The 23342-nt window shown below is 61.5% G+C and carries 23 protein-coding genes, 2 tRNA genes and 2 pseudogenes; 9 read left to right on the top strand and 18 right to left on the bottom strand.

Annotated elements, in window-relative coordinates:
* Nucleotides 1-55 precede the first annotated feature (55 nt).
* The 3 genes and pseudogenes from ACK1U9_RS15695 to ACK1U9_RS15685 all read left to right on the top strand — a co-directional run.
* The gene (locus ACK1U9_RS15695; protein ID WP_085665261.1) at nucleotides 56-328 is read left to right on the top strand and encodes a DUF3077 domain-containing protein; all 273 of its coding nucleotides are present in this window, start codon (nucleotides 56-58) and stop codon (nucleotides 326-328) included.
* Nucleotides 325-489, top strand: a pseudogene (locus tag ACK1U9_RS15690) (addiction module antidote protein); the annotation flags it as partial. The gene ACK1U9_RS15695 and the pseudogene ACK1U9_RS15690, both read left to right, overlap by 4 nt.
* 232 nt (nucleotides 490-721) lie before the next feature.
* Nucleotides 722-1189, top strand: a pseudogene (locus ACK1U9_RS15685) (recombinase family protein); the annotation flags it as partial.
* Between the two features lie 3 nt (nucleotides 1190-1192).
* Here ACK1U9_RS15685 and ACK1U9_RS15680 read toward each other — a convergent pair.
* The 8 genes from ACK1U9_RS15680 to dapA form a co-directional block, all read right to left on the bottom strand.
* Nucleotides 1193-1387, bottom strand: coding sequence for a hypothetical protein (locus ACK1U9_RS15680; RefSeq protein WP_196188445.1), 195 nt, complete (start codon nucleotides 1385-1387; stop codon nucleotides 1193-1195).
* Between the two features lie 23 nt (nucleotides 1388-1410).
* The gene (locus tag ACK1U9_RS15675; RefSeq protein ID WP_449109997.1) at nucleotides 1411-1932 is read right to left on the bottom strand and encodes a transglycosylase domain-containing protein; all 522 of its coding nucleotides are present in this window, start codon (nucleotides 1930-1932) and stop codon (nucleotides 1411-1413) included.
* A gap of 98 nt (nucleotides 1933-2030) precedes the next feature.
* Nucleotides 2031-2663, bottom strand: a complete 633-nt coding sequence (locus ACK1U9_RS15670) for a hypothetical protein (RefSeq protein WP_449109996.1) — start codon at nucleotides 2661-2663, stop codon at nucleotides 2031-2033.
* Nucleotides 2664-2867: 204 nt separating this feature from the next.
* Nucleotides 2868-2957 (bottom strand) — tRNA-Ser (locus ACK1U9_RS15665).
* A 91-nt stretch (nucleotides 2958-3048) separates the two neighbouring features.
* Nucleotides 3049-3759: a phosphoribosylaminoimidazolesuccinocarboxamide synthase gene (gene purC / locus ACK1U9_RS15660; RefSeq protein ID WP_004375217.1), complete on the bottom strand. Its 711-nt coding sequence runs from the start codon at nucleotides 3757-3759 to the stop codon at nucleotides 3049-3051.
* 30 nt (nucleotides 3760-3789) lie between these two features.
* Nucleotides 3790-4548 carry an MBL fold metallo-hydrolase gene (locus ACK1U9_RS15655; RefSeq protein ID WP_046616493.1) on the bottom strand — a complete coding sequence of 253 codons (759 nt, stop codon included), beginning with the start codon at nucleotides 4546-4548 and terminating at the stop codon, nucleotides 3790-3792.
* Nucleotides 4549-5670 carry an outer membrane protein assembly factor BamC gene (gene bamC / locus ACK1U9_RS15650; RefSeq protein ID WP_004375223.1) on the bottom strand — a complete coding sequence of 374 codons (1122 nt, stop codon included), beginning with the start codon at nucleotides 5668-5670 and terminating at the stop codon, nucleotides 4549-4551.
* 15 nt (nucleotides 5671-5685) lie between these two features.
* Nucleotides 5686-6573, bottom strand: coding sequence for a 4-hydroxy-tetrahydrodipicolinate synthase (gene dapA, locus ACK1U9_RS15645; RefSeq protein WP_046616494.1), 888 nt, complete (start codon nucleotides 6571-6573; stop codon nucleotides 5686-5688).
* Between the two features lie 259 nt (nucleotides 6574-6832).
* Between dapA and ACK1U9_RS15640 the strand changes: the two genes are divergently transcribed.
* Together ACK1U9_RS15640 and ACK1U9_RS15635 are read left to right on the top strand one after the other, a co-directional pair.
* Nucleotides 6833-7393, top strand: a complete 561-nt coding sequence (locus ACK1U9_RS15640) for a glycine cleavage system protein R (RefSeq protein WP_013973793.1) — start codon at nucleotides 6833-6835, stop codon at nucleotides 7391-7393.
* An 11-nt stretch (nucleotides 7394-7404) separates the two neighbouring features.
* Complete coding sequence (locus ACK1U9_RS15635; RefSeq protein WP_108480117.1) at nucleotides 7405-7878, top strand: peroxiredoxin; 474 nt, start codon at nucleotides 7405-7407, stop codon at nucleotides 7876-7878.
* Between the two features lie 88 nt (nucleotides 7879-7966).
* Here ACK1U9_RS15635 and ACK1U9_RS15630 read toward each other — a convergent pair whose 3' ends face one another.
* Complete coding sequence (locus tag ACK1U9_RS15630) at nucleotides 7967-9037, bottom strand: AI-2E family transporter (protein WP_015271461.1); 1071 nt, start codon at nucleotides 9035-9037, stop codon at nucleotides 7967-7969.
* 19 nt (nucleotides 9038-9056) lie between these two features.
* Nucleotides 9057-9296, bottom strand: a complete 240-nt coding sequence (locus ACK1U9_RS15625; protein ID WP_004375233.1) for a sulfurtransferase TusA family protein — start codon at nucleotides 9294-9296, stop codon at nucleotides 9057-9059.
* A 122-nt stretch (nucleotides 9297-9418) separates the two neighbouring features.
* Between ACK1U9_RS15625 and ACK1U9_RS15620 the strand changes: the two genes are divergently transcribed.
* Nucleotides 9419-10855, top strand: coding sequence for a M48 family metalloprotease (locus tag ACK1U9_RS15620; protein WP_025340255.1), 1437 nt, complete (start codon nucleotides 9419-9421; stop codon nucleotides 10853-10855).
* A 109-nt stretch (nucleotides 10856-10964) separates the two neighbouring features.
* On the opposite strand, the gene nadA is transcribed toward ACK1U9_RS15620, so the two are convergent.
* Nucleotides 10965-12023, bottom strand: coding sequence for a quinolinate synthase NadA (gene nadA, locus ACK1U9_RS15615; protein ID WP_003254747.1), 1059 nt, complete (start codon nucleotides 12021-12023; stop codon nucleotides 10965-10967).
* Nucleotides 12024-12318: 295 nt separating this feature from the next.
* Nucleotides 12319-13827 carry a YdgA family protein gene (locus ACK1U9_RS15610; RefSeq protein ID WP_449109995.1) on the bottom strand — a complete coding sequence of 503 codons (1509 nt, stop codon included), beginning with the start codon at nucleotides 13825-13827 and terminating at the stop codon, nucleotides 12319-12321.
* Nucleotides 13828-14272: 445 nt separating this feature from the next.
* On the opposite strand from ACK1U9_RS15610, the gene ACK1U9_RS15605 reads away from it, so the two are divergent.
* The 3 genes from ACK1U9_RS15605 (at nucleotide 14273) to ACK1U9_RS15595 (ending at nucleotide 18870) form a co-directional block, all read left to right on the top strand.
* A complete protein-coding gene (locus ACK1U9_RS15605) occupies nucleotides 14273-15625 on the top strand; it encodes an APC family permease (protein ID WP_085600996.1) in 1353 nt (450 codons plus the stop codon).
* A 66-nt stretch (nucleotides 15626-15691) separates the two neighbouring features.
* Nucleotides 15692-17755 (top strand): methyl-accepting chemotaxis protein McpU, encoded by a 2064-nt coding sequence (mcpU, locus tag ACK1U9_RS15600; protein WP_085600995.1) that lies wholly within the window; start codon nucleotides 15692-15694, stop codon nucleotides 17753-17755.
* Nucleotides 17756-17910: 155 nt separating this feature from the next.
* Nucleotides 17911-18870, top strand: coding sequence for a cation diffusion facilitator family transporter (locus ACK1U9_RS15595; protein WP_085600994.1), 960 nt, complete (start codon nucleotides 17911-17913; stop codon nucleotides 18868-18870).
* A gap of 177 nt (nucleotides 18871-19047) precedes the next feature.
* Here the strand turns inward: ACK1U9_RS15595 and ACK1U9_RS15590 are convergent.
* The 6 genes from ACK1U9_RS15590 to tolB all read right to left on the bottom strand — a co-directional run bounded on the left by ACK1U9_RS15590 (nucleotide 19048) and on the right by tolB (nucleotide 23322).
* Nucleotides 19048-19123, bottom strand: a tRNA-Lys gene (locus ACK1U9_RS15590).
* 60 nt (nucleotides 19124-19183) lie between these two features.
* A complete protein-coding gene (queC, locus tag ACK1U9_RS15585; protein ID WP_046617155.1) occupies nucleotides 19184-19858 on the bottom strand; it encodes a 7-cyano-7-deazaguanine synthase QueC in 675 nt (224 codons plus the stop codon).
* Between the two features lie 17 nt (nucleotides 19859-19875).
* Entirely contained in the window at nucleotides 19876-20523 is a 648-nt protein-coding gene (queE, locus tag ACK1U9_RS15580) for a 7-carboxy-7-deazaguanine synthase QueE (RefSeq protein ID WP_015271468.1), read from the bottom strand.
* 160 nt (nucleotides 20524-20683) lie between these two features.
* Nucleotides 20684-21490 (bottom strand): tol-pal system protein YbgF, encoded by an 807-nt coding sequence (gene ybgF / locus ACK1U9_RS15575; protein WP_046617156.1) that lies wholly within the window; start codon nucleotides 21488-21490, stop codon nucleotides 20684-20686.
* Nucleotides 21491-21496: 6 nt separating this feature from the next.
* On the bottom strand, nucleotides 21497-21997 hold the full coding sequence (gene pal / locus ACK1U9_RS15570) for a peptidoglycan-associated lipoprotein Pal (RefSeq protein ID WP_003254755.1): 501 nt from the start codon (nucleotides 21995-21997) through the stop codon (nucleotides 21497-21499).
* A gap of 53 nt (nucleotides 21998-22050) precedes the next feature.
* Nucleotides 22051-23322: a Tol-Pal system beta propeller repeat protein TolB gene (tolB, locus tag ACK1U9_RS15565; RefSeq protein WP_046617157.1), complete on the bottom strand. Its 1272-nt coding sequence runs from the start codon at nucleotides 23320-23322 to the stop codon at nucleotides 22051-22053.
* Between the last annotated feature and the right edge of the window lie 20 nt (nucleotides 23323-23342).

Below are 23342 nucleotides of genomic sequence, written 5' to 3'. Positions count from 1 at the left end.
GGGCGCGCCCGCGAAGAGGCCGGCACAGACACCCAAGATTCCAGGGAGAAAAACAATGCCCACCGACGACACAAAGCAACCCACCACAGTCGGCAAGACCTGCTTTTACCAAGGCGAAAACAACACCCACCCACTGTTCCGCATCGAACCCGGCATCCCCTGCCAGGACGCCCGCGAACAGGCATCCGAACTGATGGGCTACGTCCGCGACCTGATCATCACCGGTTTGATGGATGGCGACCAGAAGCTGATCTGGGCCTCGCATTACCTGAGTGCGATGGCCAAGGCGCTGCTGGATGATGCTGAATTGGGGATGATGAAAAGATGAACGTCGATATGCCAATTCTCGACTTGGATTTGAGCAACACCAAGCGTTTCGAGGCTTCCCGGTTTCTCGATAGTCCCGAAACGATCAAAGCGTTTCTGCAAGAAGCCATGAAGACCAACGATGCTCTGGTTCTGAAGCAAGCGTTGAGAGAAGTATCAAAGACAACAAGCGCGAAGTAGCCGATAACTACCTGCTCCACAACGAAATAGCCCCTACAGGCCCACACCTGCGGGGGATATTAATCCCAAACGCTGCACGTGGAAGACCGCCTGTGCGGGAGACCTGCGATGAAAAATCCATTTCCCAAAAACAAGAAGGCCCGAACGTAATGCCAGACCAAACCAGCACCAGAGGATCGGACGCGATTGAAGATCAATACTGCCGGATACATCAGTAAGCGCCAAGCCCATTTCCGGCAGCGTCCCCGCCAGCGAGCGTCCCGGCTTCCCGAAGCTGCTTGAGCGGATGGAATCAGGTGATGTGCTGATCGTCACAAAGCTGGACCGCCTTGGACGCAACGCTATGGATGTACGGCAGACGGTCGAGCAACTGGCAGCAACCGGCATCCGTGTTCACTGCCTCGCCCTTGGTGGCGTAGACCTGACCAGTGCAGCGGGCAAGATGACCATGCAGGTGCTTGGCGCTGTCGCAGAGTTTGAACGTGACCTGCTGATCGAGCGTACCCAGTCCGGCCTGAAACGTGCCAAGGCTGAAGGTAAGAAGTTGGGACGCCCTGAAGCGATTGATACCACCAAGACGGTGCGGAAAGCCAAGCCCAAGAACATGACACAGGCGGAAGTGGCAGCCGAACTCAACATCGGTATCGCCACAGTCAAACGGCACTGGAACAAGGTGACCTGATCACTACCATGCTCTGTCCTTCGACTGGATAATGCCGTCGGCAACCTTGGTCCACGTTATGTAAGCAAAGAAGACTTCGATGACATCCACCGCTTCGCAAACAAGGTCGCTGGCGGCATAGCCATTCAGGCCGCGAGATTTCGCTTCAGCAATGGCCTTTTCTTCAGTCTCTTTTTGAAGAATCTGCTTAACAACCATCTGAACGCTCCCGATCAACGCGACTATCTGCTTGCCTCGTTCTGCCGCCCTAGGAATTTGATTGGGCCGTGGCTACCGTGACGATCATAGGCGCCATGGTAACGCAGCAACTTATTAATATGTTCAACGCGAACCATGTGCTTTTTAGCCATCAAGTCATCAGCATTTCTGGTCTTTGGATATTTCAGATGAGCTACAATAACCGAATCCGAATCAACCGAAGTTACAGCCTTTATTCTTTCAATTCCTTTATACCCCGCTAGCGACGCGCCGTAGTAAGCAATTTTTAGATAGCAAGACGCCAATTCTTCTTTATCGAACTTCGCATTCAGCATCACCGCAAGAAGCTGCTCTCTGATTTTGCGTCGAGGTGTCTTTTCATAACGACCGGTGATTGTTCTAACTAACTGTTGCTCTATCGTGCTGGCACCTTGTCGCCTACCTTGAAATATCCGAACTTTGATAGTTCGCAAAATTGCCAGCGGGTCCACACCATAGTGAACGGCATTTCGATGATCTTCTGCAACAACTAGGGTTTTGATCAAAGACCCTGTCACATGGGCATCGTGGCAACCTCGATAACCGACTATTAGGCTACAGCACTTTTCATAATCTTCCAGTACTGACTTGTAGCAAAGCCGGCTTATGATGAAGATCCCGAAGTAGATTGGTACTGTACATAACCTGTAGGATGCTCTTTGAACTCTATTCTTCCACAAAGGACACTCCCTTTTGAATTAGCCGCCGTCGAGTAGAAAGTCCCTGTAAATAGCCCCCACACAAATCTGTAACGACTAATTTTAATAGACATGTAGGTTGTATACTCTCGGTCCCGCCCTTGCTCTACGATGTGGATATTCATGACGCTAGAGCGTAAATAGTTCCGCTCTATCATTCCATTAACAACACCACGCTTTCTTTTCGTACCCACATATTCCATCGAATGCTCTATGCACTTCTCACCTGTTTTCTCAGAGGTTCCAGAAACAACATGACCGTCAGAATATACGACCACGGTATAGTAAACATCCATACCCCGGTACGGATTTCGGGCAGTCTCTTCCACCGTAGTCTTCACGTAGAACGTCCCTGAGAATGTGGCCGCCCTATTGAAAGACTCTCGAATTATAAACAGTATTGCCGCAGCGATTAATGCCGCAACTAGAGAACCATAGTTCGTAGAGCTGCTACCAAAATGGTGTACATAATCAATTGCCGCCATCGCCATCCCCTTCAACGCAGAAAGGGCAGCGATCACTGTATCGCAAAGGGACATGTAGCCTCGCTGGATTCATCTAGAAAGCAGAAGATGGCACATTACCATCATCCTGGATCGATACCTAGATGGACTTTCAGCGGTTACGGTTGAAAAGGCACCCGTCACAGCGGCATACGTGAAGGTTGGCTACGTACAAACTCTACGTACAACCCAGAAACGAAAAAGCCCCGCAGACCTTGATCTGCGGGGCTTCACGTATAATGGCGGAGAGATAGGGATTTGAACCCTAGGTACTGTTGCCAGTACAACGGATTTCGAATCCGTCCCGTTCGACCACTCCGGCATCTCTCCAATGCCGCGCATCATACCAGCGTTCTTTTAAAACGCAAACCTTTTTTTAAAAAAAATCGCGTGGTATCAGGCGCTTGCGTGAACGTGCCGCTTACAGCGGCACACCCAGGCGCTTGGCAACTTCTTCGTAGGCTTCGATCACATCGCCCAGGCCCTGGCGGAAGCGGTCCTTGTCCATCTTCTTGCGGGTCTCTTTGTCCCACAGGCGGCAGCCGTCCGGGCTGAACTCGTCGCCCAGCACGATCTGGCCGTGGAATACGCCGAATTCCAGCTTGAAGTCGACCAGCAGCAGGCCGGCGTCATCGAACAGCTTGCTCAGCACTTCGTTGACCTTCAGCGACAGCTTTTTCATTTCGGCCAGCTGCTCGGCGGTGCCCCAGCCGAACGCGACAACGTGAGATTCGTTGATGAAGGGGTCGCCCTTCTCGTCGTTCTTCAGGAACAGCTCGAAGGTGGACGGCTCCAGCTTGATGCCCTCCTCCACGCCCAGGCGCTTGACCAGGCTGCCGGCTGCGTAGTTGCGCACCACGCACTCGACCGGGATCATGTCCAGCTTCTTCACCAGGCACTCGTTGTCGCCCAGCAGCTTGTCGAACTGGGTCGGCACGCCGGCTTCTTCCAGTTTCTGCATGATGAAGGCGTTGAACTTGTTGTTCACCATGCCTTTGCGGTCGAGCTGTTCGATACGCTTGCCGTCGAACGCCGAAGTGTCGTTACGGAACAGCAGGATCAAGCGGTCGGCGTCGTCGGTCTTGTAAACCGATTTGGCCTTGCCGCGGTAGAGTTCGTCGCGTTTTTCCATGATTGGGCTCCGCTTGCTTGAGGTGTTGGGCTAGGCGATTTCGCGCCAGTCGAGCCCGTGTTCCTGATTCGCCACCTGGAGCCAGTCCGGGTCGCACCCAAGGGTGTCGACGAAGCACTGGCGAGCCAACTGTGGCAGGTTGTTCTTGCTGCTGAGGTGGGCCAGCACCAGGTGTTGCAAGTTGCTCCAGCCCAACTCGTGCACCAGGCGCGCGGCCTGGTGATTGTTCAAATGCCCTTGCATGCCACCCACCCGCTGCTTCAGGAAGGCCGGGTAGTGACCGCGTGCCAGCAGGTCGCGGCAGTGGTTGGCCTCGATCAACAGTGCATCCAGGCCCTGATAACGCTCCAGCAGCAGCGCGTCGTACGAGCCAAGGTCGGTCAGCATGCCGAAGCGCCGCTGGCCGTCGCTGACCACGTACTGCAGCGGCTCGTAGGCGTCGTGCTCGACCCGCGCCGCGGTCACTTCCAGGCTGCCGATACGCAGGCTTTCGCCACAAGCGAGAAAACCGGCCACCTCCACCGGCTTGCGCATGCCGCGCAAGGTCCCCTGGCTGAGGTAGACCGGTACATTGTAGCGCCGTGACAGCAAGCCGACCCCATGTACGTGGTCGGCATGTTCGTGGGTAACCAGTACCGCACTGAGCTGGGCCGCCGATACGCCGAGCAGCGCCAGGCGCCGCTCGGTCTCGCGCAGGGAAAACCCGCAATCGACCAGGATGAACGTGTCACCACTGGCGATCAGCGTGCCGTTTCCCTGGCTGCCGCTTCCGAGTACCGCGAAGCGCACTTAGCCCAGGTGGTCCTGAATGGCGCTCAGCACGCGGCGGGCGACATCGGCCGGGGCCACGGTGTTGATGTTCTTCTCGACCGTGACCTGCACGCTCTCACCTACCTTGCTCAGACGAACCTGGTAGCGTTCGGCACGGGCTTCACGCTCTTCCTTGGTCGGCTCGCTGCCGAACATGCGGCCAAAGAAGCCAGGCTGGTTCTGCTTGTCTTCAGGCTTTTCAGACAGGTTGATGTAGTACAGGCCCAGGCTGCGGTTGATGTCCTCGACACGCCACTCGCCACCCTGCTCCAGGGCACGGCCCACGCTGGACCAGGCGCGGTCCAGGTCGGCGCCCAGGTACAGCACCGGGTTGCCGCTGCCGTCTTCGCTCAGGCTGACGCGGCTTGGCGCGTCGAAATCGCGCGCGGCCAGCAGCGATACCGAACCGCCCTTCTCGGCGCTGCGGTTCATGCTGGCAAGCATTTCGTCGACCAGCAGGGCATCGGCACCGGTGTTGCTGGAGGTGGACGGGAAATCGGGTTCGGCAGTGCTGCCAGCCGGGCGCTCGACGCTGACCACATACACCTCGGAGGTGTTGCGCTGCACACCAGGCTCCATGCGCACACGCACGCGCACTTCGCTGTCAGCGCTGCTCGCAGTGCTGGCCAGGCGCTGGCCGAGCGAAGCCGAAAGTTCGTCGAAACGCTGCCAGGTGGTGTTGAATTCGCCGGTCTGCGGGCGCTCTTCGGCGATGCGGAAGCCGTTGTCTTCGAAGAACTGGCGAGCCACAGGCCATACTTCGGCCGGCGAATGCTGGGCCAGCACCCAACGGCTGCTGCCGCTGCGCTGCAGGCTGTAGTCGGTAACCTGGGCGGCGCCACCGGTCATCGGTTGCGGGCGCGGCACCTCGAACTCGCCGGTGGCGCTGTCGTCGGCGACGTTGCGCGGGATCGGCAGCAACGGGTCAAGGCGCTTGACGTTGCTGGCGTCCGGCGGCAGCTGCATCGGCGCAGTCGGGCGCGCCTGCAGGTAATCGCTGCCGCGGTCGCGGAAATAGCCATCCTCGCCCCACAGCCAGCCACACCCACTGGTGCTGGAGATGATCAGGGCAAGGGCGGAAAGACCAGCCAGTCGCTTCATGCGGTGTACTTCCTCTTAAACCAGTACGCCGGACTGGCGCAAGGCAGTACGGACTTTTTCGTGGCAGCCTTCGCTCAGCCAGGTCAGCGGCAGGCGAATGCCTTTTTGCATCAGGCCCATCTCGACGAGCGCCCATTTCACCGGGATCGGGTTGGCTTCGCAGAACAGGTCCTTGTGCAGCGGCATGAGTTTTTCGTTGATTGCGCGGGCCTTCTCGGCATTGCCCTCAAGGGCGGCCTCGCACAGGTCGGCCATTTCGCGCGGGGCGACGTTGGCGGTGACGGAGATGTTGCCTTTGCCGCCCATCAGGATCAGCTCGACGGCGGTCGGGTCATCGCCGGACAGGACGATGAAGTCCTTGTCGACGCCATCCAGGATGGCCTTGGCACGGGCCAGGTCGCCGGTGGCTTCCTTGATGCCGATGATGTTCTTGACCTTCGACAGGCGGATCACGGTATCGGCCTGCATGTCGCAGGAGGTGCGGCCGGGTACGTTGTAGAGAATCTGCGGGATGTCGACGGCTTCGGCGATGTGCTTGAAGTGCTGGTACAGGCCTTCTTGCGTCGGCTTGTTGTAGTACGGTACCACCAGCAGGCAGGCGTCGGCGCCGGCATTCTTGGCGTTCTGGGTCAGGTGCACGGCTTCAGCAGTGGCGTTGGCACCGGTGCCGGCGATGACCGGGATCGGTTTGTTGCTGCGCTTGACGCGCTCGACCACGTGCTTGATGACCAGGATGTGTTCTTCGACATCCAACGTGGCGGACTCACCGGTTGTGCCGACAGCGACAATCGCGTGGGTGCCGTTTTCCAGGTGGAAGTCTACAAGTTTGTCGAGGCTGCCCCAGTCCACACGCCCTTGTGCATCCATGGGTGTGACCAATGCCACCATACTGCCCGCAATCATGTAACTGCTCCTGCCGGAAAAAGAGAGCGGTAATGGTACTGGGGGCATCGGCCTTGCACAAGCGAAGCAGGCGGGCGGAGCATTCCCCTCGGCGCCTTATTTCGCTACCCTTGATGCTTTGATCGGTGCAGCGCGGCCCGCCGGGCCGTCGACCTTGCTCCCCGCCAGCGTCCACGACCTCGCATGCGAGCCCCGGGCCCTGCCGACAGGAGGCTTTCGCCCGTCCTGTGCCGACCGCTCATCGCTTTAGGAATGCTGCATGTCCACCCCCACCGTCCGCGAACAATTCCTTGTCATCAGTGCCCTGGGCCCCAACCCCATGGAGCTGGCCAACGTCCTCAGCCGCGCTGCCTTCGAAAACCGCTGCGCGGTGGTCACCTCGCGCCTGAGCCGCCACGGCGAGACCAGCGCCCTGGTACTGCAGGTAGGCGGTAGCTGGGACGCCCTGGCGCGCCTCGAAGCCATGCTGCCTGGCCTGGGCAAGAAGCACGGCCTGACCCTGGACGTGGTGCGCAGCGCCGACCAGGAAGTGCGCCCGCAGGCCCTGCCCTACGTGGCCTACGTCAGCGCCGCCTACCGGCCGGACATCATCAACGAGCTGTGCCAGTTCTTCCTCGACCACCGCGTCGAGCTGGAAGCCATGACCTGCGATACCTACCTGGCGCCGCAGACCGGCAGCAGCATGCTCAATGCCCAGTTCACCGTGATTCTGCCGGCCGGCACCCAGATCAGCTGGCTGCGTGACCAGTTCCTGGACTTTGCCGATGCCCTGAACCTCGATGCGCTGATCGAGCCATGGCGTCCACAGAACCCAATGTAAGGAAACCGAACATGGCTGTAGCACTCGACCAACCCGTTGCCGACTTCCAGGCCCAGGCTACCAGCGGGCAGACCGTCAGCCTGGCCGAGCTCAAGGGCCGGCAGTTGGTGGTGTATTTCTACCCGAAGGACAGCACCCCGGGCTGCACCACCGAAGGCCAGGGCTTCCGTGACCAGCACGATGCCTTTGCCGCGGCCAACACCGTGGTGTTCGGCGTGTCGCGCGATGGCATCAAGTCGCACGAAAACTTCAAGGCCAAGCAAGGCTTCCCGTTCGAGCTGATCAGCGACAAGGACGAAGCCCTGTGTCAGCTGTTCGACGTGATCAAGCTGAAGAAGCTGTATGGCAAGGAATACATGGGCGTTGACCGCAGCACCTTCCTGATCGACAAGGACGGTGTACTGCGCCAGGAATGGCGCGGGGTGAAGGTACCCGGGCATGTGGATGCAGTACTGGCTGCTGCCCAGGCCCTGAACAAGGCTTGAAGTCGTTGGGGGCGCTTTGCGCCCCTTTCGCGACACAAGGCCGCTCCCACAAGGTCCCGAATGGGCCGCAAAGCGGCCCCATTTGCATTCAGAGCATCGGCGAAACGCTAGGCTCCTGCCGCGGCCAGGCATCCAGCACAGCCTTGATCAGCGTCGCCAGCGGGATGGCGAAGAAGATCCCCCAGAACCCCCACAACCCGCCAAACAGCAGCACTGCGCAAATGATCGCCACCGGGTGCAGGCTCACCGCCTCGGAGAACAGCAGCGGCACCAGCACGTTGCCGTCCAGCGCCTGGATGATCGCGTACACCGTCATCAGGTAGATGAACTGGTCACCCCAGCCCCACTGGAACAGTGCGATCAACGTCACCGGCACGGTCACCACCACCGCGCCCACGTAAGGCACCACCACCGACAGCCCTACCAGCAGCGCCAGCAACGCGGCGTAGTTGAGCCCCAGGCTGATGAAGGCGATATAGGTGGCGATGCCGCAGATCAGGATCTCGATGCCCTTGCCGCGGATGTAGTTGGCGATCTGCCGGTTCATCTCGCTGCCCACCCGGTTCAGCAGGCTGCGCTGGCGTGGCAGGTAGCCGCTGACCCAACGGCCGATCAGTTCGCGGTCCTTGAGAAAGAAAAATACCAGGATCGGCACCAGTACCAGGTAGATCATGGCGTTGACCAGCAACGGCAGGCTCGATAGCGAGAAGGTGAGCGCCCACTGGCCGAACTTGCCGATCTCCCCGCGCACCGACTCGATGGCATGCAGCACCTGCTCGTCCGACACCAGGTGCGGGTAGCGCTCGGGCAACAGCAACAACAGCGACTGCCACTTGCCGAGCATGCCCGGCAGTTCGTTGAACAGGGTGATCAGCTGGTGCCACAGCAGCGGCACCAGCACCAGCATGAACACCGCCAGCGCGCCCATGAACAGGGCGAACACCAGCATCACCGCCAACCGGGTGGGTACCCGCAAGCGCTCCAGGGCATTGACCAACCCCTGCATCAGAAACGCCAGCACCATGCCCGCCAGCACCGGCGCAAGCATGCCACCCAGGGTGAGTACCGCGGTAAAAGCAAGGAACAGCAGGACCGCCAGCACCACCGCTTCCTCATCGGAAAAGTAGCGCTGCATCCAGTCGCGAAGCACTTTGAACATTGACGATCCTTGGAAAGACTCAGGCCTTGCGCAGCCAGTAAGTGTAGGTGCCGGCCTCGGCCGTTTCCCGCAGCAGGGTATGACCTGCCAACTGGGCGAAAGTGCGGAAGTCACGCTGGGAGCCGGCGTCGGTGGCGATTACCTTGAGCACCGCGCCGCTGGCCAGGCGGTTGAGCTCCATCTTGGCCTTCAGCAGCGGTAAAGGGCAATTCAGCCCGCTGGCGTCCAGTTCGGCGTCACAAGTCAGGGTTTCACTCATTGCGGGGCTCTCCAACGGTATTGCCAGGCGGTATCTGGATTTGGCCGGCTAGGATAGCGCCACTGGTCGCCAACGTGTGAGCCCGCTACAGTAGGTATCTTTGACCGACGCGAGCTTCATGCATGAATCTACTGCGCCCTACCCTGCTGACGCTGGCCTGCCTGTTGGCCCTTCCCGGCCATGCTGACGACCTGCCATCACTGGGCGACGCCAGTTCCGCGATCGTCTCGCCACAGCAGGAGCACCAGCTCGGCCGTGCCTGGCTGAGCCTGCTGCGCGGCCAGGTCAACCAGCTCAACGACCCGCAGCTGAAGGACTACGTCGAAACCAGCGTGTACCGCCTGGCCGAAACCAGCCAACTGCAGGACCGCCGCCTGGAATTCATCCTCATCGATAGCCGCGAGCTCAATGCCTTTGCCGCCCCGGGCGGTATCGTGGGGGTCAACGGCGGGCTGTTCCTCAACGCCCAGACCGAAGGCGAGTACGCCTCGGTACTGGCCCACGAACTGGCGCACTTGTCGCAGCGCCACTTCGCCCGCGGCGTCGAGGCCCAGCAGCGCATGCAGCTACCGATGATGGCGGCGCTGCTGGCCGGTATCGTGCTGGCGGCCGGTGGCGGCGGTGATGCCGGTATCGGTGTGATCGCCGGTACCCAGGCGGCAGCGATCCAGGAACAGCGGCGCTTCTCGCGGCAGAACGAACAGGAAGCCGACCGCATCGGCATCCAGAACCTGGAAAAGGCCGGCTACGACCCGCGCAACATGCCGACCATGTTCGAGCGCCTGGCCCGGCAGTACCGTTACGATGCCAAGCCGCCGGAATTCCTGCTGACCCACCCGGTAACCGAGTCGCGTATCGCCGACACCCGCAACCGCGCCGAGCAGGCTCCCAAGGGCGGCGTCGAGGACAGCATGCGCTACCAGCTGATCCGTGCCCGGGTGGCGCTGACCTACGAAGGCACCCCTGGGCTGGCGGCCAAACGCTTCCGCGCCCAGCTGGACGAAGACCCCAAGCTGGACGCCGCGCGTTACGGCCTGGCCCTCGCGCAGATCAAGGGCGGCCAGCTGAACGAGGCGCGCGAACTGCTCAAGCCGCTGCTGGCCAAGGCGCCCAACGACATTACCTACAACCTGGCGCAGATCGACCTGGACATCACCAACAACCGCCTGGCCGACGCGCAGCAGCGCGCCGAACGCATGCAGGGGTTGTACCCGGGCAACTACCCGCTGAAGCAGGTGCGTGCCGATCTGCTGGTGAAGCTGAACAAGCCCGCCGAGGCGGAAAAGGTGCTGAACGAACTGGTGAAGAGCCGGCCGGATGACCCGGACGTGTGGTACGACATGGCCGAAGTGCGGGGCCTTTCGGGCAATACCATTGGCTTGCACCGGGCGCGGGCCGAGTACTTCACCCTGGTGGGCGATTTCGACCAGGCGATCCAGCAGCTGGATTACGCCAAGCGCCGGTCGGGTGGGAACTTCCCGTTGGCAGCACAGATTGACCAGCGCCAGCGCGAGATCATGGAGCAACAGCGCATGGTTCAGGAAATGATGGGGCGTTGACGGCCCTTTCGCGGGTAAACCCGCTCCCACAGGGTCCGCACCGCCCGTGAGCGCTGTGCTGTACCTGTGGGAGCGGGTTTACCCGCGAAGAAAGCGACGCGGTCTGGCGTCAGGCGTTACCGGACAACTTCAGGCGCGCTGCCTGGGTAAAGTCCAGCATCCGGTTCAGCGGCTTGATTGCCTTCGGCACCAGCGCCGGGTCGACGAAGATCTCGTTCGTGCCATTACGCAGGCAATCCAGCACCCGCTCCAGGGTATTCATCGCCATCCACGGGCAATGCGCGCAGCTGCGGCACGCCGCGCCATTACCGGCGGTGGGGGCTTCGACGAACTCCTTGTCCGGGCACAGCTGCTGCATCTTGTAGAAGATGCCGCGGTCGGTGGCGACGATGAAGGTCTTGTTCGGCAGGGTCTGGGCAGCCTTGATCAGCTGGCTGGTGGAGCCCACCGCATCGGCCAGCTCGATCACCGCTTCCGGCGACTCGGGGTGCACCAGAATCGCCGCATCCGGGTACAGCGCCTTCATGTCGGCCAACTGGCGCGACTTGAACTCTTCGTGAACGATGCAGGCACCGTCCCACAGCAGCATGTCGGCACCGGTTTGCTTCTGGATGTAACGCCCCAGGTGCTGGTCCGGGCCCCAGATGATGGTCTCGCCGTTGTCCATCAGGCTTTCGACGATTTCCAGCGCGCAGCTCGAGGTCACCACCCAGTCGGCACGGGCCTTCACGGCAGCGGAAGTGTTGGCGTAGACAACCACGGTACGTTCGGGATGCTGGTCGCAGAAGGCCGAAAACTCTTCTACCGGGCAACCCAGGTCGAGCGAGCAGGTAGCCTCCAGGGTCGGCATCAGCACGCGCTTTTCCGGGGTGAGGATTTTCGCCGTCTCGCCCATGAAGCGCACACCGGCGACGATCACGGTTTCGGCCGGGTGGTTTTTGCCGAAGCGGGCCATTTCCAGCGAGTCGGACACGCAGCCGCCGGTTTCTTCGGCCAGCGCCTGGATGACCGGGTCGCAGTAATAGTGGGCGACCAGCACGGCGTTCTGGGCCTTGAGCTCGGCAGCGATGGCCGCACGGTATTCGGCCTCCTGCTCGGCTGTCAGCGGGTTGGGCTGCTTGGCGTCGAGGTGGGCCTGAACCAACAGGCGTTCGGAAATCTGGGTCATGATCGCTGGACCTGCAGGCGCGTGCGCGCGTCGAATCGAGTGTATCACCCGGCCCTGACAGATCGGCTAAGGGTGCCGGACGGCACGAAGGCCGCCACGGCCCTCTGCGGGCGCGGATTATTATCGGAGGCCGAAGGCTACAGACAATCCAGCGAATTCTAAAGTGGTTTTTGTGTTGCCTGTGCTGGCCTCTTCGCGGGCACGCCTGCTCCCACCGTTACAGCGCTGCCCTCAGGGGCAAGGAGTAACCTGTGGAAGCGGACGCGCCCGCGAAAAGGCCGGAACAGGAGAAACGTCAGCCCTGCGGCGACAGGGCCGCCAGGTGCGAGGCCATGAGCATCGCGAACTCTTCCACGGTCATCTTCTTGCCGTTGAAGTCGACCATGCCATCGGCATAGTGCAGGCTGCTTACCACATCGTTGCCCTGCACGGTGGCCATGCCACTCTGCAGCGCCATCATGCCGACCATTTCCCCGGCCTGGCTCGATTGCATGGCAATGGCTTGGGCGTCGGTCTGGCCATCCAGCAGTGCCTGCAAGGTTGCCAGGTCGCCGATCATAGGCTTGGACAACGACAGCTTGCTCTTCACCTCGGTGATCAGTTGCTTGCTCAATTGATCAGGCGGCAGGTCGAAGCTGGCCGGGGCGGCGAAGCCCATCGACAGGTCAAAGCGGCTTTCGCCATTGGCGGTCCTGAACGACAGGTTTTCCACTGCCACCCGGGGCTTGGCAGCCAGCAACTTCTGCAGCTCGCCCTGGAACCTGGCCTTCTCCTCATCGTCCATCTGGATTTCCGGCACCGGCTGGCCAGCGGCAGCTGCGGCCTCGAATTCCGGCAGGTGCGCCTGGTACCACGTCGACAGCGCCTGTAGCGCCGGCGCGTTGACCGACGTGATGCTCACTGCCATCTGCGCCTTGCCCACCGCACGGCCATCCCAGGTGATATCCCCGACCTTGTACTCCACGCGGCCACCCACGGTATCCGGGCCCTCAAGGGCTTGCAGGGCGTTCTGCTCCAGCCCCTTGACCACCAGCACCTGCTGTTTCGGCCCCAGAGTGACCTTGGTTTCGGCCAGCGCCAGGTCGACATTGCCTACATAGATGGCCTCGTGCGCGGTGGCCGCCAGCTGGCCGCCGACCTTAAGGCCGTTGAGCTCGAAAGTGGCAGGCGGCTGGTCATCGCGTACCAGTTTCATCACGAACCGATCGGCCTGGCCGTGGAAGCTCGAGGCCTTGCCTTCCTGGTCACCACTGACTTGCAGTTGCATGCCCGAGAAGTCGAGGCTGTTGCCGTCCGCTTCGTCGAGCTTGACTGGCGCCAGCTGGACCTGGCTGACAACATTGCCATCGTAGCCCAGGCTGGTCTGGGCACTGACCGGGGCCTGCTCGCCCGCTGCGGCAAACCACGGTGCGGTGGCGTCGTCCTTCTGCAGCGTGCTGTTGCTGACTGCCAGCACCGGCATCAGCTTAAGCGCCTTTACCCGCGACCAGGGGAACGGGCCGTGCTCGATCTGGTCGGTAACGCCCACGTCGAAATTCACAACTTCGCCTTCGCCCAGGTTGATATCGCGGGCCTTGAGCCGGTACTGGGCGGTACTGCTGAAGAAATGCTGCTCCAGCGACACCCGTTCGATGCTCATGCTGCCACCGGTACTCACCAGGGCCTTCTTGAGTTCTGCGTTGCTGCGGACCAGGGCGTTGTCCAGCTCCGCAGGCAGCTGCTTGCCGGTGTACCAGGCGCCAGCGGTGGTTACGACGGCAATGGCGATAGCCAGGCCGGAAAGGATGCCAACTGATTTCTTCATGAATAGAACCGATTGCTGTCCATATGGGCTTCGTAGGCGGCCAAGGGCCACACAGGACGCCAAGAGTACCACTGCAGCCCAGCCCTGGCGCTGGCCAGTCTCGAGAAATCCCGTTTTTGGGAAACGCCTGACATACCTTCCAAGTGCGACCGGCCTTCGTTAATTTTTGCGAACACCAAAATTGATCATAACCGCAAAAAAACGCGCAAAAACCGAACAAAACCCCACTTTAATCGATAAATATTTCAATCCAGCAACATCTTGTCATGTTTAACTTGACACCAAGCTACCCATCGTTTTTTATTTTCACCACTTTGCGCGCTCCCCCGCGTCCCCGCTGCTCCAACAATAAAGGTGAACAACATGGAGCCCACCCGCTCGCCCTTGCCGCATGCGCAGTACACCGTGCCCGCCGTTTACGCCCAGCCGCAGGAGCCATGCCAGCATGCAGCCTGATCACAGCGCTTCCGGCAACGGCCAACTCCGTAAAACCCTGCGCCTCTGGCACGTGATCATCATCGGCCTGGCCTACCTGACCCCGATGACCGTGTTCGACACCTTCGGCATCGTTTCCGGGATTACTGCCGGCCACGTACCCAGCGCCTACATCCTGGCGCTGGCCGGGATCCTGTTCACCGCCGTGAGCTACGGCACCCTGGTAAGGCGCTTCCCACAGTCGGGCTCGGCCTATACCTACACCCAGCGCGCGATCAACCCGCACGTCGGCTTCCTGGTCGGCTGGTCGTCGTTGCTCGACTACCTGCTGTTGCCAATGGTCAACGCCTTGCTGGCCAAGCTGTACCTTTCGGCCATGTTCCCGGAAGTACCGGAGTGGATGTGGGTAGCCGGCTTCGTCACCCTGATCAGCCTGATCAACATGCGCAGCGTGAACCTGGTGGCGCACTTCAACCTGCTGTTCGTGGCCGTGCAGGTGGCGATCATCGCCGTGTTCATCTACCTGTGCGTGCGTGGCCTGGACCAGGGTGAAGGGCTGGGTACCGCCTGGAGCCTGCTGCCGTTCGCCGACGACAAGACCCAGCTCAGCGCCCTGGCCGCCGGTGCGACCATCCTGTGCTTCTCGTTCCTCGGCTTCGACGCGGTCACCTGCCTGTCCGAAGAAACCCGCGACCCGGGCAAGACCATCCCTCGCGCGATCTTCCTCACCGCCCTGATTGGCGGCCTGGTGTTCATCACCGTGTCGTACTTCATCCAGGCTTACTTCCCGACCATGTCCCGCTTCCACGACCAGGAAGCGGCACTGCCGGAAATCGCCCTGTACGTCGGCGGCAAGCTGTTCCAGTCGATCTTCATCGCCTGCACCGTGATCAACACCATCGCCTCGGGCCTGGCCTCACAGACCAGCGTGTCGCGCCTGCTGTACGTGATGGGCCGCGACAACGTGATCCCGGCCAGCCTGTTCGCCCGGCTGCACTCGCGCTACAAGACGCCGGTGCTGAACATCGCGGTGGTGGGCCTGATTTCGCTGTCGGCGATCTTCTTCGACCTGGTCACCGCCACCTCGATCATCAACTTCGGTGCGCTGGTCGCGTTCAGCTTCGTCAACCTGTCGGTGATCAACCACTGCTACCTGCGCGAAGGCAAGCGCCAGGGCCTGGCCAATCAGCTGACGTACCTGGTGGCGCCCACCATCGGCTTCTGCATAATCGTCTCGCTGTGGCTGGACCTGAACGCCCACTCGCTGCTGTTCGGTGGTGTCTGGGCACTGCTCGGCCTGCTGTACCTGGCCTGGCTGACCAAAGCCTTCAGGGACTCCCCACCCAACTACATCGCTGAATGACCCATGCTGTCGACAACGCCCGCGCCTGATCGCGGGCGTTGCATTTGATCGAAAAGGAAAGCCCTCATGCCGCTGCGTCGCCTCTCCATCCAGTGGAAGATCACCCTCCTCGCCGGCCTGTGCCTGCTGGCCATCGTTGCCCTGCTGGTAACCACATCGCTGGCCCAGGCGCGGCGCAGTGCGGCATTGGTCAACCAGGCCAACACTGAAATGCTCGACAGCAGCGCACGCCTGCGCCTGCAGGCCCATGCCGAAACCCAGGCCCTGCGCATCCAGCGCTATTTCATGGACGCCTACCAGTACGGCAATGGCTTTGCCCGCCTGGTGCAGGTGCTCAAGGCCCGTGGCGGCAACGACCTGCGCGCCGAACTGACGCGCCAGGCCCGCGCCAGCCTGGCCGGCAACCCGGATGTGATCGGCCTGTACCTGGTGTTCCAGCCCAACGCCCTGGACCCGGACAGCCAGTACCTCGGCCAGGATGCCATGGGCAGCAATGAGCGCGGGCGCTTCTCGCTGTACTGGTCACAACCCCGCCCCGGCACCCTGGAGCTTGAAGCCATGCCGGAATCGATGCTCGGTGACGCCAGCATCGGCAGCAACGGTGTGGCGAAGAACCGCTGGCTGACCTGTCCGCAGGACACCGCCAGAACCTGCATGCTCGAGCCATACCTCGACGAAGTGAATGGCCGCGAGGTGCTGATGACCAGCATCGCCCTGCCGCTGCTGGAGCACGGCAAGGTGGTCGGCGTGGTCGGCCTGGACATCGGTCTGGCCAACCTGCAGCAGCTGAGCCTGGACGGCCGCCGGGAACTGTTCGACGGCCAGGGCCAGGTCAGTATCGCCAGCGCGGCTGGCCTGCTGGCCGGCAACAGCCGCGACGACAGCAAACTCGGCGAGCCCATGGACAAGGCGGTAGCCGACGGCCTGCTGCGTGTTGCCCACCCGTTCACGCCAATCCCTGATGCCGCCCCTTGGCAGGTATTGCTGGAACTGCCGGAAAGCGTACTGCAGGCGCCTGCGGTCGCCCTCAACCAGCGCCTGGATGCGCACAACCACAGCGCCAACCTCACCAGCCTGCTGGTTGGCCTGGGCGCGGCGGTAGTCGGTTTGCTGCTGGTGTGGCTGACCGCGCGCGGCGTGACCCGGCCAATCCTGGCCGTGGCCGCGCGCCTGGAAGACATCGCCAGCGGCGAAGGCGACCTCACCCGCCGCCTGGACTACGCCCGCCAGGACGAACTGGGCCAGCTTACCGGTTGGTTCAACCGCTTTCTCGACAAGCTGCAGCCGGTCATAGCCCAGGTCAAAGGCTCGCTGCAGGAAGCCCGAGGCACCGCCGACCAGTCGGCAGCCATCGCCAGCCAGACCAGCAGCGGCATGCAGCAACAGCACCGCGAAATCGAACAGGTGGCCACCGCCGCCAATGAAATGAGCGCCACCGCTCTTGATGTCGCCCATAACGCTTCGCAGGCGGCCCAGGCCGCACGCGCTGCCGACCAGGCCAGCCGCGAGGGCCTGCAACTGATCGACAGCACCCGCCAGGGCATCGACCGCCTGGCCGCCGGCATGAACAGCGCCATGGACGAAGCACGCGCACTGGAAGGCCGCAGTGGGCAGATCGGTTCGGTGCTGGAAGTGATCCGCACTATTGCCGAGCAAACCAACCTGCTGGCGCTCAACGCGGCCATCGAAGCCGCCCGTGCAGGCGAAGCCGGGCGTGGTTTTGCCGTGGTGGCCGATGAAGTGCGCGGTCTGGCCCAACGTACCCAGGTGTCGGTGGAGGAAATTCGCCAGGTCATCGAAGGCTTGCAGCAAGGCACCCAGGATGTGGTGGGCGCCATGCACGAAGGCCAGCGCCAGGCCCAGGACAGCGCTGCGCGGATGGAACAGGCGCTGCCGGCGCTACAACGTATTGGCGAGGCAGTGGCGGTGATCAGCGACATGAACCTGCAGATTGCCTCGGCGGCTGAAGAGCAGAGCGCGGTGGCCGAGGAAGTAAACCGCAATGTTGCCGGCATTCGCGATGTGACCGAATCGCTGGCAGGCCAGGCCGATGAATCAGCGCGGATCAGCCAGGCCCTGAACCGGCTGGCCAACCAGCAGCAGGCGCTGATGGAGCAGTTCCGCGTCTAACCTGTCAGGGCCGGTGCGCCTTCTACGCGGGTGAACCCGCTCCCACAGGGTTTTGCGCCGATCTCGAAGGCGACGCCAGCCTGTGGGAGCGCGTTCACCCGCGAAGAGGCCCTGACAGGCAATTCAGCATCATCGTTTCTTCTAGAGCACAATTTATGCAAAACCCAACCAGATCCACCTTCTTCGACATCACCAGCGAACAGGGCCTGTTACGCACCTCGATCGCCGTCACCCTGTTCATTGCCATCATCGGCATCGCCTTCGGCCTGGCCTCCGGCTCGTTCTCCATCGTGTTCGACGGCGTCTATTCGCTGGTCGATGCCAGCATGAGCGGGCTGTCGCTGGTGGTGGTCAGGCTGATTACCGCGCACACCACCAGCGTGCAGATGTCACGCAAGTTGCGAGAGCGCTTCACCATGGGCTTCTGGCACCTGGAGCCGATGGTGCTGGCGCTCAACGGCATCCTGCTCAGCGGCGTGGCCATCTATGCGCTGATCAACGCCGTCAGCAGCCTGCTGCAAGGCGGGCGTCACCTGGAGTTCGGCATCGCCATGGTCTACGCGGTGCTGACCGTGATCGCCTGCGTGACCATCGCGATCGTCGAGGCCCGCGCCAACCGCAAGCTGGGCTCGGATTTCGTGCGCATGGACGTCAAGGGCTGGGTGATGTCGGCCAGCATCACCGCCGCGCTGCTGATCGCGTTCTGCTTTGGCTATGCAGTGCAGGGTACATCGCTGGAGTGGGTGTCGCCGTATATCGACCCGGCGGTGCTGGCGCTGGTCTGCCTGGTGATCGTGCCACTGCCGATGTCGGTGGTGCGCCAGGCCCTTTCGGAAATTTTCCTGGTGACCCCAGGCGACCTCAAGCTGCACGTGGATGAAGTCGCCAAGGCCTTCGTTGCTCGCCACGGGCTGCAGTCATACCGCGCCTATGTGGCCAAGGTCGGGCGCTCGCGGGAGATCGAACTGTATTTCATCGTGCCGAAGGCAATGGCCGCGAAAACCATCGATGAATGGGATGCGTGGCGCAACGAGATCGGTGATGCCGTGGGCGGTGAAGGGCCGGACCGTTGGCTGACGGTGGTGTTTACAGGGGATCCGGAGTGGGCTGAGTAAGCTGGGGGGCGCTTTGCGCCTCTTTCGCCAGCAAGCCAGCCCCCACCTCGACCGCATCAGCCCCGAGTCATGCGCAAGCCCTGTGGGAGCTGGCTTGCCGGCGATGGGCCAGTACAAGCAGCCGAAAACGAAAAAGCCCGCGACCGTTGCCGGTAGCGGGCTTTGACGTACTGCATATGGTGGGTCGTGTAGGATTCGAACCTACGACCAATTGGTTAAAAGCCAACTGCTCTACCAACTGAGCTAACGACCCGTTGGATGGCGCGTATAATACTGATTTCTAACGGGAAATCAACACCCCATCAAACTTTTTTCAAAAGTATCGCGTCGGGTCTTCGACTCCGGCGGCCTTGAAGCCGTCGGCACGCAGGCGGCAGCTGTCGCATTTGCCGCAGGCACGGCCGTCATCATCGGCCTGGTAGCAGGAAACGGTCAGGCTGTAATCCACGCCGCGAGCCATACCGGCCTGCACGATCTGCGCCTTGCTCATGTTCTGCAGCGGTGCCTGTATACGGAAGCCCTGCCCTTCGACACCGGCCTTGGTCGCAAGGTTGGCCATGCGCTCGAAGGCTTCGACAAACTCGGGGCGGCAATCGGGGTAGCCGGAGTAATCCACGGCATTCACACCAATGAAGATGTCACGGGCTTCAAGCACCTCTGCCCAGCCCAGGGCCAGGGACAGGAATACGGTGTTGCGCGCCGGCACGTAGGTGACCGGGATGCCTTCACCCGGGGTTTCCGGAACGTCGATGCTGCTGTCGGTCAATGCCGAGCCGCCGATGCCGTCCAGGTTCAGGCCAATCACCTTGTGTTCGACCACACCCAGGTTGCGGGCAACGCGGGCCGCGGCGTTCAGTTCCGCGCGGTGGCGCTGGCCATAGTCGAAACTCATGGTGTAGCAGCTGTAGCCTTCGGCCTTGGCCATGGCGACCACGGTGGCCGAGTCCAGGCCGCCGGACAACAGGATTACTGCGCGTTTTTCGGTCATCTGTGCTTGCTCCTCAATCAACGTCCGGGTTCGTCGTTCCACAGCAGCTTGTGCAGCTGCAGCTGGAAGCGTACGGGCAGGTTGTCGGCGACGATCCAGTCCGCCAGCTCGCTGGCGTTTACCTGGTGGTGGCTGGGCGAGAACAACACCTCGCCGGCACGCTCTGCCAGGTTGTACTGGATCAGCTTGGAGACCGCCCAGTCGTAGTCCTCGCGGGAACAGATAACGAACTTGACCTGGTCGTTGCGGGTCAGCTGTTCGATGTTCTCGTAGCGGTTACGGTGCGACTCTTCGGAGCCAGGGGTCTTCAAGTCGACCACGCGGCTGACGCGGGTGTCGGTGCCGGCAATATCCAGCGCACCGCTGGTTTCCAGCGACACCTCGTAACCGGCGTCACACAGGCGCTGCAACAGCGGCAAGGCGTTGGGCTGGGCCAGTGGCTCGCCACCGGTGACACAGACGTAGCGCGGCTTGAAGCCGGCGACCTGCTCAAGGATCGAATCGAGGGTGCGAACGGTACCGCCACTGAAGGCATAGGCACTGTCACAGTACTGGCAGCGCAGGGGGCAACCGGTGAGGCGCACGAAAACCGTGGGCAACCCAGCCGTTCGCGTTTCACCCTGCAAGGAGTAAAAGACTTCGGTGATGCGTAATGTGTCTTGCATGCTCGCCACGGGCGTGACAGCTAAACAGGCTGTCCGCCTCCGTCAGGCACTGTCGCGGACTCGACATAGCGTTATCCGCAGCAGCGTGTTTACGAAAAAAGGGCAGTGATTCTAACGAAAAAACCCGCGACAGGCGCGGGTTTCTTTCAAACGGTACGGCTTAGAGCTTCTGCAGGTCACGCTGGGCCAGTTGCGCGGCCGAGGTGCCAGGGTACTGGGTAATGACCTGCTGCAGGATACCCTTGACCTTGTCGGTGTTGCCCATGCGGCGCTCGACGTCGGCCAGCTTGTACAGCGAGTCCGGCACCTTGCTGTGCTTCGGATACTTCTGACTGACCTGGGCGAACGCCTGGCTGGCAGCAGGCAGGTCGCCCTTGGCCAGGTTAACTTCACCCAACCAGTACTGGGCATTGCCGGCGTACTGGCTGTTGGGGTACTTGCGCAGGAAGGCGCTGAACGCCTGGCTGGCCTTGTCGAAGTCTTTCTGCTTGATCAGGTCGAAAGCGGCATCGTAGTAGAGCTTTTCTTTCGCCGGATCACCCGGCTCGCTACTGGCGGCCGGTTGTTGCGCAGCAGCACCTGCTGCTGCATCGGGGGCGGCATTGGAGGCACCACCACCGGAGGAATTGTCAGGGGTCGCGGCAGGCGCGGCGCCACTGTTGATGCGACGGTCCAGGTCCTGGTAACGCTCCAGGTTTTCCTGCTTCATGCGCGACACATCGTTCTGCAGCTCTTCGATGATGCCTTGCTGGCGGGAAAGCTGATCCTGCATCTGTTGCAGCTGCATGAACAGCTGGCCCTGTGCAGAGGCAGGGGCCGAAGCCCCTGACCCGGCATAGGCGCCGCTCGTGCCATAACCCGCAGGCGGATAACTGCCTGCGTTGTCATCAACTACAGGGACCTCAGCCCAGGCCGCGAGCGGCAGGCTGAGTGCGAGGACGGTTACTACACGGCGGCACATACGCATGAGAACTTACTTACGCAGTTCTACGCGACGGTTCTGAGCCCAGGACTGCTCGTCGTTGCCAGTGGCAACCGGACGCTCTTCACCGTAGGAGACCAGTTCCAGCTGAGCAGGGGAAACGCCCTGCAGAACCAGGTAGCGCTGAACGGCCTTGGCACGACGCTCACCCAGAGCCATGTTGTACTCGCGGGTGCCGCGCTCGTCGGTGTTGCCTTCCAGAACAACGCGGTTGCCGTTGGCTTTCAGGTCCTTGGCGTGAACGTCCAGAGCGCGCATGGCTTCTGGCTTCAGGTCCGAGCTGTCGTATTCGAAGTAGAAGGTGGTGATTGCGCGCAGGGCAGCTTCTTCGCTCAGGGAGCCGTCAACAGCGCCAGTGTTGGCACCGTAGCCAGCGTTCGGATCTACAGCAGCGCCTTCGCCTGCGTTGTCACCGCCCTTCGAGGAGCAACCTACAGCTACGGCCATGGCCAGAGCCAGCGCAGCAAATTTACCAAACTTCAGCATTTCCATCGTGAAACTCCTAATGAAACCCCAGTGTGTTAAGCAAAAGTATTACGCCGCAATCAGTTCAGGTAAGGGGACCAGGACGGTTCTCTGACTTCGCCTTGAGCGGTAGGAAGTGGGAGCCTCACGCGGCCATTAAGCGACACGAGCATCAAGACTCCCCGGCCCTGCTGGCGGGTGGCGTAGATTAGCATGGTGCCGTTTGGCGCAACAGTGGGTGACTCATCAAGACTCGTTTCCGAGAGAATCTTTACACTTCCGCGCTGCAAATCCTGGGCTGCAACTTTGAAGTTGGTGAAGCCCTGCTGGCGATGGATCATCACCAGGGTCTTTTCGTCCGCCGACAGTTTCGGGTTGGCGTTGTAGTTACCCACGAAAGTTACACGTTCGGCACCACCGCCACTGACCGACTGCTTGTAGATCTGTGGCTTGCCGCCGCGGTCGGAGGTGAAGTACAGGGTGTTGCCATCCTTGCCCCAGAACGGCTCGGTGTTGATGCCCGGGCCGGCAGTGACACGGCTGATCTGGCGCGAAGCCACGTTCATAACGTAGATGTCCGGGTTGCCGTCCTTCGACAGCACGAACGCCAGGCGCGTGCCGTCCGGCGACCAGGCTGGCGCACCGTTCAGGCCTTCGAAGTTGGTGACCTGCTCGCGGCGACCGGTATCGATGTGCTGGACGAAGATGCGCGGGCGCTTCTGCTCGAACGAAACATAGGCGATGCGCTTGCCATCCGGAGCAAAGCGCGGCGACAGGATGGGCTCGCGCGATTGCAGCAGGGTAACCGCACGTGCACCGTCGTAGTCCGAACGCTGCAGGGTATAGCGGGTGTTGTTGGTGGAGAAGCGCTCGGCCGTCACGTACAGCATGCGGGTGGAGAACGCACCCTTGATGCCGGTGAGCTTCTCGAACGACTGGTCGGCGATGTAGTGCGCCATGTCGCGCAGCTGGTCGACGCTGCCCGCGACGCTACCGGTGAGCACTTGCTGCTCGGTGGCGACGTTGAACAGTGCGTACTGCACCTGCAGGCGACCGCCGGACGGCACGATGCTGCCGACCATCACGTACTGTGCGCCCAGCGCTTTCCAGTCACGGAAGATCACTTCGCTGGCCTGCGACGGCTGGCTGATCATGTTCTGCCGCGGAATCGGCGAGTAGTAGCCGGAGTTGCGCAGGTCGTTGCCGATGATGTCGGCCATGTCTTCCGGCAGCACGCTGCCGCCCTGCAGACCGAACGGCACTACCGCGATGGGCGTGGCCCGGTCGCTGCCGCTGGTGACCAGGATGTTCTTTTCCTCTGCCACGGCCATGCCTGCCACGCAGCACAGCATGACCAGCAGTCCTCTCAGAC

The organism is Pseudomonas sp. XP1 (assembly GCF_053557675.1).
The sequence above is the reverse complement of the archived record's forward strand: the minus strand, read 5'-3'. Positions and strand labels throughout refer to the sequence as shown.